Source organism: Rhodococcus sp. LMD (assembly GCF_056108245.1).
Genome location: NZ_CM148557.1, coordinates 41,019 through 51,963, shown reverse-complemented (window position 1 = coordinate 51,963; position 10,945 = coordinate 41,019). Strand labels below are relative to the sequence as shown.

At 70.9% G+C, this 10,945-nt stretch carries 9 protein-coding genes and 1 tRNA gene; 8 read left to right on the top strand and 2 right to left on the bottom strand.

What is annotated here, in order from left to right; genetic code table 11:
- Positions 1-98: 98 nt before the first annotated feature.
- Positions 99-650 carry a TetR/AcrR family transcriptional regulator gene (locus ACWPQI_RS00245; RefSeq protein WP_010595483.1) on the bottom strand — a complete coding sequence of 184 codons (552 nt, stop codon included), beginning with the start codon at positions 648-650 and terminating at the stop codon, positions 99-101.
- A 55-nt stretch (positions 651-705) separates the two neighbouring features.
- Between ACWPQI_RS00245 and ACWPQI_RS00240 the strand changes: the two genes are divergently transcribed.
- The 3 genes from ACWPQI_RS00240 (at position 706) to ACWPQI_RS00230 (ending at position 4,335) form a co-directional block, all read left to right on the top strand.
- Complete coding sequence (locus ACWPQI_RS00240; protein ID WP_010595482.1) at positions 706-1,734, top strand: FAD-dependent monooxygenase; 1,029 nt, start codon at positions 706-708, stop codon at positions 1,732-1,734.
- Positions 1,735-1,872: 138 nt separating this feature from the next.
- Positions 1,873-3,519 carry an acetolactate synthase gene (locus tag ACWPQI_RS00235; RefSeq protein WP_010595481.1) on the top strand — a complete coding sequence of 549 codons (1,647 nt, stop codon included), beginning with the start codon at positions 1,873-1,875 and terminating at the stop codon, positions 3,517-3,519.
- 483 nt (positions 3,520-4,002) lie between these two features.
- Entirely contained in the window at positions 4,003-4,335 is a 333-nt protein-coding gene (locus ACWPQI_RS00230; RefSeq protein ID WP_010595480.1) for a hypothetical protein, read from the top strand.
- Between the two features lie 66 nt (positions 4,336-4,401).
- On the opposite strand, the gene ACWPQI_RS00225 is transcribed toward ACWPQI_RS00230, so the two are convergent.
- Positions 4,402-4,487: transfer RNA gene (locus ACWPQI_RS00225), tRNA-Leu, on the bottom strand.
- A gap of 138 nt (positions 4,488-4,625) precedes the next feature.
- On the opposite strand from ACWPQI_RS00225, the gene ACWPQI_RS00220 reads away from it, so the two are divergent.
- The 5 genes from ACWPQI_RS00220 (at position 4,626) to ACWPQI_RS00200 (ending at position 10,944) form a co-directional block, all read left to right on the top strand.
- Positions 4,626-5,957: an FhaA domain-containing protein gene (locus tag ACWPQI_RS00220; protein ID WP_010595479.1), complete on the top strand. Its 1,332-nt coding sequence runs from the start codon at positions 4,626-4,628 to the stop codon at positions 5,955-5,957.
- A 160-nt stretch (positions 5,958-6,117) separates the two neighbouring features.
- Entirely contained in the window at positions 6,118-6,582 is a 465-nt protein-coding gene (locus ACWPQI_RS00215) for an FHA domain-containing protein FhaB/FipA (protein WP_010595478.1), read from the top strand.
- Positions 6,579-8,012: a PP2C family protein-serine/threonine phosphatase gene (locus ACWPQI_RS00210; RefSeq protein WP_026137849.1), complete on the top strand. Its 1,434-nt coding sequence runs from the start codon at positions 6,579-6,581 to the stop codon at positions 8,010-8,012. Before ACWPQI_RS00215 ends, ACWPQI_RS00210 begins: the two co-directional genes overlap by 4 nt.
- Complete coding sequence (locus ACWPQI_RS00205) at positions 8,012-9,463, top strand: FtsW/RodA/SpoVE family cell cycle protein (RefSeq protein WP_474738560.1); 1,452 nt, start codon at positions 8,012-8,014, stop codon at positions 9,461-9,463. The genes ACWPQI_RS00210 and ACWPQI_RS00205 overlap by 1 nt, the downstream gene beginning before the upstream one ends.
- Positions 9,460-10,944 (top strand): peptidoglycan D,D-transpeptidase FtsI family protein, encoded by a 1,485-nt coding sequence (locus tag ACWPQI_RS00200; RefSeq protein WP_010595475.1) that lies wholly within the window; start codon positions 9,460-9,462, stop codon positions 10,942-10,944. Before ACWPQI_RS00205 ends, ACWPQI_RS00200 begins: the two co-directional genes overlap by 4 nt.
- Position 10,945: the final 1 nt, after the last annotated feature.

Genomic DNA, 10,945 nt, shown 5'->3' with positions numbered 1-10,945 from the left:
CCTGGGGACGACGCAACCAAGGCTATCCTATCCATCCCTAACGGCCCGGTGACCGACCGTTAACACGCGGTTGACGTACGACCACGCGGCGCTCCGCGTCACCGCAGCGCGCGCACCAGCCGGCGAAGGTCCTCGCGCGGGTCGGAGTCCGCATCCTCCGAGGTCAGACGGTGCAGGATCATCCCGTCGAGGTGGTCGGCGAGCATGCGTGCCCCGCCGACCGGATCCGCGGAGCCGAGAGCGGCGAGCACCGTGAGCCCCGTGCCCTGCAGTTCGTCGCGCCGGCGCTGCACGGACCGTCGCAGCGCCGGGGAGGCGCTGGCCTCGACGAACAGTGCGAACCGGGCCCGGGTACGCAGCGCATCGGGACCTGTCGCGAACATCACGTACCCCGCGAGCACGTCGACGAGTTCGTCCTCGGTGCGCGGGAGGTTTCCGCCCCCCAGGACGGCGATGTCGGACCGGTCGCGCTCGACGAGACGGTCGAGGACGCCCTCGAGCAGAGCCCGGCGCGTGCGGAAGTAGTTCGACGTGGAACCGGCCGGCACGCCGGCGGCCGCGTCCACGCCGCGATGGGTGAGCCCGCGCAACCCCTCCCGGCCGAGCAGTTCGATCGCGGCGTCGAGCACCGCGGCGCGTTTGTCGGTCACCCCTCGACACTACAACAGTAGTGACAAGACACTACATACGTAGTAGATTGTCGTCATGACCAGGAGCAACAGCGGCAAGGCCGCGGTCCTCGGCGGCGGAATCGGTGGGCTCACCGCAGCGAACGCACTCGTCCGGCGGGGCTGGCACGTCGACGTCTTCGAGCGTTCCCCCGCGTTGCCGGCGACCGGAACAGCGCTCGGGATGTGGCCGGCCGCGCTCGACGCTCTCGCCTCGGCCGGGCTCGCCGGCGCCGTCGAGCGACTCGGCGTCGCCCTGGACCGCGGTGCGATCGTGCGGCCCGACGGACGTCCGCTGGCGCGGATGCGCACCCGGCGGCCCGCCGTACTGCTCTCGCGGCCGGCGCTGCTGGGCCTGCTCGCCGCGGGCCTGCCCGACGAGGTGCTGCGGCTCGGCCGGGCCGCCCCGCCACTGACCGAGCTCGGCGCCTACGACGTCGTGATCGGCGCGGACGGTCTGGGCAGCCCGACCCGCGACGCCCTCTTCGGCCCGGGCCACCGGCCCGTCCACGCAGGCCTCGCGGCCTGGCGCGGCTGGGTCGACGGCACCGTGGACACCGCGACCGAAACATGGGGCGCGGGCGCACTCTTCGGGATCACTCCCCGCGAGGGCGGCCTGGTCAACTGGTTCGCCGCGGTCCGCGCGCCCGTCGGCACCACCGGCGGCGCCGACGACCTCGTCGCCCGGTTCGGCGACTGGCATCCGGCCGTGCGCGACGTACTCGACCGCCTCGACCCCGCAACCGTGCTCCACCACGAGATCTACCAGTCCCCGCCGTTGCCGTCGTACGTGCGCGGCAACGTCGCGCTGCTCGGCGACGCCGCCCACGCCATGACGCCCAACCTCGGCCGCGGCGCCTGCGAGGCGATCGTCGACGCGGCCACCCTCGCGGGGCTGCTCGCCCGGTTCGAGGTGCCCGAAGCGCTCGGCCGCTACGACCGGGCGCGGCGTCGGACCACCCGGCTCCTCGTGCGGGCGTCGTACGCGGCGAGCCGGGTGGCGACGGCCGAACGCGGGACAGCCCTGCGCGACGCGGTGCTGCGGCTCGCGCCGCAACGGGCGTGACAGTCCACCGACATTCCGATATCGCTTTGTGACACAATACTTTTCGGAGAATCCTCCCGGTCCGGTGCGGACGGCCGGCTCGGGCAGAGTTCACCGAACCCGCCCCACGGCACTGCCCGCACCCGTACCCTTCGCGCCATGAGCCCGGACCTCGAGGGGCACGGCGGCGACCACGCCGCCGCGGTGGCCCGCGCCCACGGTGTCGAGACGATGTTCACCCTCTCCGGCGCGCACGTGTTCCCGCTGTACGACGCCGCGGTCAAGGGCGCGGCACGCATGCGGCTGATCGACGTGCGGCACGAGCAGACGGCGGTGTTCGCCGCGGAGGCCACGGGCAAGCTCCTCCGGCATCCCGGGCTGGCCGTGCTCACCGCCGGGCCCGGGGTGACGAACGGTGTCAGTGCCGTCACCCAGGCGTACTTCGCGGGGTCACCGCTGGTCGTGCTCGGCGGCCGCGCACCCAACGCCCGCTGGGGCACGGGCAGCCTGCAGGAACTCGACCAGCCGCCGCTGCTGTCCACCGTCACCAAGCTGTCCGAGACGGCGAAGACGCTGGACCGTGTGGGTCCGCTGGTCGACGAGGCGTTCAGGGCGGCCCGCGCGTCGCACCGGGGGCCGGCATTCGTGGACGTGCCGATGGACGAACTGTTCGGACGTGCCACGCTGCCGCTGCCGTCGCCGCCGGTCGCGGTCCGGCTCGAGCCCGACACGGACTCACAGGCGGAGATCGCCACCCTGCTCGCCGGGGCGCAGCGGCCGCTGCTCGTGCTGGGCACCGACGTGTGGGCCGATCACGCCGAGGAGGCGGCGCTGCGATTCGTCGACGAGGTCGGGATCCCGGTGATCACCAACGGCATGGGCCGCGGCGTGGTCCCCGGTGGACACCCGCTGCTCGTCACCAAGGCTCGCGGCACCGCGGTAGGGACCTGCGATCTGGCGATCGTCGTGGGCACGCCGCTGGACTTCCGCCTCGGCTACGGCCGGTTCGGTGGACGCGACGGCGCACCCGCGGCCCGGGTGGTGCACGTGGCCGACGAACCGGCGCAGGTGTCGGCACACGCCGAACTCGCCGCCTCGGTGTCCGGCGATCTCACGGCCTGCCTCGACGGCATCCTCTCGGCGCTGCCCTCACGTCCGGACACGGAGACCTGGGTGCGACGCCTGCGCGAGGAGGCGACGGCCGCGGCCCAGCGCGACGCCGCCCTCCTGGCCGCCGACACCGACCCGATCCACCCGGCCCGGATCTACGGGGAACTGCTGCCGCGACTGGCCGACGACGCCGTGATCATCGGCGACGGCGGCGACTTCGTGTCGTTCGCGGGCAAGTTCGTCGAACCGAGACGGCCCGGCCAGTGGCTCGATCCCGGGCCGTACGGATGCCTCGGCGCCGGGCTCGGCGCGGCCGTCGCGGCGCGCGTGGCACGGCCGGCGAGTCAGGTGGTGCTGTTGCTCGGCGACGGCGCGGCCGGGCTGTCCCTGATGGACCTCGACACCCTGGTGCGGCACGAACTTCCCGTGGTGATCGTGGTGGGGAACAACTCGGCGTGGGGGCTGGAGAAGGGTCCGATGCAGCTGCTGTACGGCTACGACGTGGCCGCCGACCTGGCGCCGGGCACGCGGTACGACCTGGTGGCGACGGCGCTCGGGGCGGGCGGCGAGCTGGTGACGGATCCGCGGGAACTCGGCCCGGCCCTGGACCGGGCGTTCGCGTCCGGGGTGCCGTACCTGGTGAACGTGCTGACGGACGTCACAGCGGCGTACCCGCGGGGGACCACCGGAATCTGAGCGCGGGCGAAACCTGCCGGGCTGTGGACAACTTCGGGGTTGTCCACAACGGCGGTGAGCGGGCGGATTCCGCGTCCAGCGGGAGGTTGTCGTCGAACCCACTCGGCCGACGCCGCGAGATCCTCCCGCTCGGCTCACGGCAGGCTGCGGGGCGTCTCGCGGGTCAGTCGACATCCCCGTCCCACGGGAACGTGACAACCCCACAAATAACAACTGACCGCAGCGAGTAAATCAGCTGCGGTCAGCGGTATCGAAAGGGTAACAGGCAGTTGTTAGGGTACGGAAACAAAAGTTCCGTGAAGTGAGTCACAGCGGGTTTGACCCTGTTCCCCAGCGGGAACCATCGCCCGAAGCGGTTGCGCAGAGACGTCCGTCACGTGGCGACTTGTTGAACACTCAACAGACTGGGAAAACGTCCCGAATCGGGCACAACAGACCATGCATCCTGCATGTAATCCGTCCGGGGATGCCAGACTGCTCGCCATGAGCACGACCCGCACTGCACATCGCACGACAACCCCGTCCTCGCCCCACGGCGCGACGAGCCTGACGGATCTCGCGGCCACCGCCGACGAGCACACCGTCGCCGACGTCCACCAGGGACAGGTGTTCCTCGGCATCCTCCATCGCGAGAACGACAGCGTCACCGCGGCACTCGCCACCGCCGAGACCTGCGCGCGGATCGAACGCGGCAGCGGCTCCGTCGCCGCAGCACAGCGGTACGAGGCGGAGGTCCGGAAGTTGCGCGAGACCCAGCGGGAGCTGCACTGCATGATTGCGAACCTGCGGACGCGCTTCGCGACGGCCGGCTCCTGAACCGAACGCACCGAGCGACCGGAGAACGACTCGGGCCCCCGATCCGCGAGGATCGGGGGCCCGATGTGGTGGGCGAAGGGGGACTTGAACCCCCACGTCCCGAAGGACACTGGCACCTGAAGCCAGCGCGTCTGCCATTCCGCCACTCGCCCGAGCGACTGGAAAACAGTAACACACCCCCTCGGCGAACAACGATTCGCCTGCGCAGAGGCCCTTTCCGGGCGATGCGCCGGACCGCGGCGGCGGGGGCGCCCCCTCCACCGGGCCGGATCGGACGAAAAGTCGATACCATGCAGAAGCGAGCTCTGCATTGCGACACGCAGACCGGAAAGGGGGTCGCCGTGGGTATCGCGCAGCGATTCGAACGCAAGCTGCAGGCTGCCGTCAGCGACGTGTTCGCGCGCGTCTTCGGTGGCGGCGTCGTTCCGCAGGAAGTGGAGGCCGCGCTCCAACGCGAGGCCACGGACGGCGTCCAGCAGCTCGACCGGGGCCACACGCTGGCTCCCAACCGGTACGTGATCACGATCAGCGAATCCGATCACGAAGCCCTCGCCGCGGATCGGGACTTGACGGTGAAGGCGTTCGCGCGTCACCTTGAGGACTTCATCCGCGAGCAGGGGTGGCAGACCTACGGTCAGATCCAGGTCGGATTCGAGTCGTCGGCGGCGCTGCACACCGGGCAGTTCCGCACGCACGGGTCGGTCGACCCCGACGTCGGGCGCGCCCCGGCCTCACGGACACCGCACCACCGTTCAACCGTGACCCCCGACCCAGGAGTTGGCTCGATGACGCAGAACCCAGGCTACGACCCAAGCCGTGACCCCGCCGAGAGCGCCGAGCCGCAGTACGCGCGGAACGGTCACGCGCACGTAGGCCAGGATCAGCGTTACCAGCAGGGCCAGCGGAACGGCGGGGCGTACCCCTCCGCGCAGGCACCGTACGGCGGTGAGCAGGGCGGCTACGACGCCGGCGGATACGACCAGCAGGGCTACGGCGCGCCCGGCGGGCACGAGGAGCGGGGCTACGGCGAAGACCGAGGTTACGGCGGCTACTCCGGACAGGCGTACAGCCAGGACTACGGGCGCGACTACTCTCCGCAGTACCCGTCCCAGCAGGCCTACGGCGACGACCGCTACCAGGGCGGATACGCCCAGCCCGGTGGTTACGACCAGGGCTACCCGGATCAGGGGTACGGCCAGCAGGGCTATGCCGGACAGGGCTACCCCGACCAGGGGTATGCGGATCCGGGTTACGGCCAGCAGGGCTACCCCGAGCAGGGGTACGCAGACCAGGGCTACGGTGCCGGCGCGTACCAGCCCCCGCAGGCCGGCCGGGTGCTGACCGCGACGCTCCAGCTCGAGGACGGCAGCGGACGCTACTACCAGCTCCGGGAGGGCAGCAACATCGTCGGACGTGGGCAGGACGCCCAGTTCCGGCTGCCGGACACCGGCGTCTCCCGCCGCCACATCGACATCCGCTGGGACGGGCAGGTGGCCATGCTCTCGGATCTCGGCTCGACCAACGGCACCACCGTCAACGGTGCATCCGTGCAGGACTGGCAGCTCGCCGACGGCGACGTGATCCGGGCGGGTCACTCGGAGATCCTGGTGCGCATTCTCTGAGCGCCGAGGACCGAGACCCGATCGGAACCGGCCCGAGACCCATCCGACGCGTCGGCAACGCGCCGGACGATGCGTCTCGTCGCCCGGGGTCCGTATTGTGGGTGACCGCAGCGCACCGGACGACACCGCACCGGGCCGATACGCAGAAGGAGGGCGAGCCGTGCAGGGGCTGATTCTGCAGCTGACCCGGGCGGGGTTCCTGCTCCTGCTGTGGTTGTTCATCTGGGCGATCCTGCGCACGCTGCGGTCGGACATCTACGCCGGTGCCGCACGTCCGGTCCCGCGCTACTCGCCGCGCAACCAGTCGGTGCTGCCGTCGCTGGGCCGGGGCAAGTCGGCGAAGTACCTGGTGGTGACCCAGGGCGCGCTCGCAGGCACCCGCATCACGCTCGGTTCCCAACCGGTCCTGATCGGCCGGGCCGACGACTCGACCCTCGTCCTCACCGACGACTACGCCTCCACCCGGCACGCCCGCCTGTCGCCCCGCGGGTCGGACTGGTACGTCGAGGATCTGGGCTCGACCAACGGCACGTATCTGGACCGCGCCAAGGTCACCACCGCCGTCCGCGTACCCCTGGGCACTCCTGTCCGGGTCGGGAAGACCGTGATCGAGCTCCGCCCGTGACCCTTGTACTGCGATACGCCGCCCGGAGCGACCGTGGCCTGGTTCGTTCCAACAACGAAGATTCCGTGTACGCGGGGGCCCGCCTGCTCGCCCTCGCCGACGGCATGGGCGGTCACGCCGCCGGCGAAGTCGCCTCGCAGCTGATGATCGCGGCGCTCGCCCACCTCGACGACGACGAACCCGGCGGGGACCTGCTCGGCAAGCTCGCCGCCGCCGTGCGCGAGGGCAACGCCGCCATCGCGGATCAGGTCGAGGAGGAACCCGAACTCGACGGCATGGGCACCACGCTCACCGCCATCCTCTTCGCCGGCAGCAAACTCGGCCTCGCCCACATCGGCGATTCGCGCGCCTACCTGCTGCGCGACGGCCAGCTGACCCAGATCACCCGCGACGACACCTTCGTGCAGTCCCTCGTCGACGAGGGGCGCATCACGCCCGAGCAGGCGCACAGCCACCCGCAGCGCTCGCTCATCATGCGTGCCCTCACCGGCAGCGAGGTCGAACCGACCCTCACCGTGCGCGAGGCACGCGCCGGCGACCGCTACCTCATCTGCTCCGACGGCCTGTCCGACGTCGTCAGCGACGAGACCATCGCCGACACCATGAGCGAAGGCACGCACGACGAGTGCGCCGATCGGCTCATCGAACTCGCCCTGCGCAGCGGCGGCCCCGACAACGTCACCGTCGTCGTCGCCGACGTCATCGATCTCGACTACGGCCAGAGCCATCCGATCGTCGCCGGCGCCGCGTCGGGGGACGACGAGGACACCCCGCCGCCGAACACCGCCGCGGGCCGCGCCGCCGCGATGCGTCCGCCGCGCGCCACGCCCAAGCGTGTCGTCGCGCAGAAGGATCCCGAGCCCGCGCGCAGACGCAGCCGGATGTGGTGGCCGCTCGTCTCGATCGTGGTGCTCGGGCTGCTCGTCGCGGGTGCGGCCGTGGGCCGGACGATGATCCGCAGCTACTACTACGTCGGCGACGACGACGGCCGCGTCACGGTGCTGCGCGGCGTGCCCGGCAGCGTCCTCGGCTACTCCCTGCAGGAACAGTCCCTCGTCGGCTGTCTCGCGGACGACGGAACCTTGACCCTGACCTCCCCGCAGGAGGCGGACTGCCGCGTCATGCTGGTCGACGATCTGCAGCCGGCGGCCCGCGAACAGGTGCGGGCGGGCCTGCCGTCGGGGTCTCTCGACGACGCGCGCACGCAGATGAACCGGCTCGCGGAGAACGACCTGCTCCCGGTGTGCGTCGAGGAACAGCCGGCTCCCGAGCCCGCACCGGCGCCGGCGCCCCCACCGGCTCCCGCGCCGGCCCCGACGGCCGCTCCCGCGTCGGAACCCGCACCCCCCGCCGAGACAACCGCCCCGGCCCCGGCGCCCGAGCCGACGGTCCCGCAGGTGCCGGGCCAGAACTGCCGGGTGGGCGCCTGATGTCGGTGTCCCACGCACCCGGAGCCTCCTTCCCCAGTCCCCCCGGAGGCTTCGCCCCGGCTCCCGCCGTGTCCACGCGGCGGAACACGGAGCTGCTGCTCATCGTCGCCGCCATCGCGATCACCACGGTGTCGCTGATGCTGGTCGAAGCCAGCCAGGAACAGACCCTGACCATGGACCTGGCCAAGTACGGGCTGACGTACGCGGTGCTGTTCCTCGCCGCGCACCTGACGGTGCGCCGGTTCGCGCCCTACGCCGACCCGCTGCTGCTGCCGATCGTCGCGCTGCTCAACGGCCTGGGACTGGTCCTGATCCACCGACTCGACCTCGCCGACGAGGAGAACGCGCGCTACCTCGGTCAGCCGATCCCCTCCCCCGACGCCAACCAGCAGGTGCTGTGGACGGCGCTCGCCATCGCCGGCTTCGTCGCGGTGCTGGCGCTGCTGCACGACTACCGGCTCCTCGCCCGGTTCAGCTACACCCTGGGCCTGATCGGTCTCGTCGCGCTCGCCGTCCCGGCCCTGCTGCCGTCCCGCTTCTCCGAGGTCAACGGCGCCAAGATCTGGATCAAGCTGCCCGGATTCAGCATCCAGCCCGGCGAGTTCGCCAAGATCCTGCTCATCATCTTCTTCGCGTCCGTGCTGGTGGCCAAGCGCGACCTGTTCACCACCGCCGGCAAACACGTGCTCGGCATGGACTTCCCCCGCGCCCGCGACCTGGGCCCGATCCTCGCGGCGTGGATCCTCTCGATCGGCGTCATGGTGTTCGAGAAGGACCTCGGCACGTCGCTGCTGCTGTTCGGCACGGTGCTGGTGATGCTGTACATCGCGACCGAACGGGTGGGCTGGCTGCTCGTCGGGGGCGCCCTGCTCGTCGTCGGCTTCTACTTCGCGTACCAGATGTTCGGGCACGTGCGGGTGCGCGTGGAGACCTGGCTCGACCCGCTGGCCGACTACAACAACACCGGCTACCAGATCTCGCAGTCGTTGTTCGGTCTCGCCACCGGGGGCGTCGCCGGCACCGGGCTCGGCAGCGGACGTCCCGCGCAGGTGCCGTTCGCCAAGACCGACTTCATCGTCGCCACGATCGGTGAGGAACTCGGGCTCATCGGCCTCAGCGCCATTCTCGTCCTCTTCCTGATCCTCATCACGCGGGGATTGCGCACCGCGCTCGCCGTCCGCGACAGTTTCGGCAAGCTGCTGGCCGCCGGACTGTCGTTCACCATCGCGATCCAGTTGTTCGTCGTCGTCGGCGGCGTCACCAAGCTGATCCCGCTCACCGGTCTCACCACACCGTTCATGTCCTACGGCGGCTCGTCGCTGCTGGCGAACTACCTCCTGCTGGCGCTGCTGGTGAAGATCTCCAACGCGGCCCGCGAGCCCGCCGCCCCACGCAAGAAGGCACCGCCACCGATCGCGGACGCGCCGACGGAAATGCTGGGGCGCGGATGAACACACCGCTCCGCAAAGTCGCGATGGCGGTGATGTTCATGGTCGTCGCGCTGCTTGCCAACGCCACCTACGTCCAGGTCATCAAAGCCGACGACCTGCGCACCGACCCGCGCAACTCGCGGGTGCTCATCGACGAGTACTCGCGTCAGCGCGGCCAGATCTCCGCGAGCGGACAGGTCCTGGCGGTGTCGGTCCCCACCGACAGCCGCTACAAGTACCTGCGCACGTACCCGGCCGCCCCCGAGCAGCCGATGAGTCCGCTCGCCTACGCACCGGTGACCGGGTTCTACTCGATGCAGTACGGCAGCACCGGGCTCGAGCGCACCGAGGACGAGGTGCTCAACGGGTCCGACAACCGGCTGTTCGGCCGGCGCTTCTTCGATCTGGTCTCCGGACGGGATCCTCGCGGCGGCAACGTGGTCACCACCATCGACCCTGTCATGCAGCAGGTGGCGTACGACGAACTCACCGCCAAGGGCTACACCGGCTCGGTCGTCGCCATCGAGCCCAGCACCGGTCGCATCCTGGCGATGGTGAGCACCCCGAGCTACGACCCCAACCGGCTCTCCGGCCACGACGGCGCCGCCACCTCGCAGGCGTGGGAGGAACTCAACGCCGACCCCGACAAACCGATGCTCAATCGCGCCATCTCGCAGACCTACCCGCCGGGCTCGACCTTCAAGGTCGTGGTGACCGCCGCGGCCCTCGCTGCGGGCACCACCCCCGACGACCAGTTCACCGCCGCGCCCAACATCACGCTGCCCGACACCGCGACCACCCTGGAGAACTACGGCGGCGCGACGTGCGGTGGCGGCCCTACGGCCTCCCTGCGCGAAGCCTTCGCCCGCTCCTGCAACACCGCCTTCGTCGAGATGGGCATCGAGACCGGCAAGGAGGCCCTCGCCGAGCAGGCGGAGGCCCTCGGTGTCGGGGAGTCCGTGGAGATCCCCGTCCCCGTCGCGGCGAGCACGATCGGGCCGATCCCCGACGGCGCCGCGCTGGGCCAGTCCAGCATCGGCCAGCGTGACGTCGCACTCACCCCGCTGCAGAACGCCGTGATCGCCGCCACCATCGCCAACGGCGGCGTCCGGATGCAGCCGCACCTGGTGTCCCAGCTGCAGTCGCCGGACCTGTCGGTGCTGGCGGAGACCTCACCGGTCTCGGCCGGGCAGGCCATGTCACCGCAGGTCGCGGCCACCCTGACCGACCTGATGATCGGATCCGAGAACTTCTCCGGCGGCGAGGGCAAGATTCCGGGGGTCCAGATCGCGTCGAAGACCGGCACCGCCGAGCACGGCGACGATCCCCGTAACACTCCCCCGCACACGTGGTATATCGCCTTTGCGCCTGCCCAGCAGCCCACTGTTGCCGTGGCGGTCATCGTGGAGGACGGCGGCGATCGCGCTCTCGCCGCCACGGGAGGCTCGGTTGCCGCGCCGATCGGACGTGCCGTGATCGCGGCGGGAATGCAGAGAGGCTGAT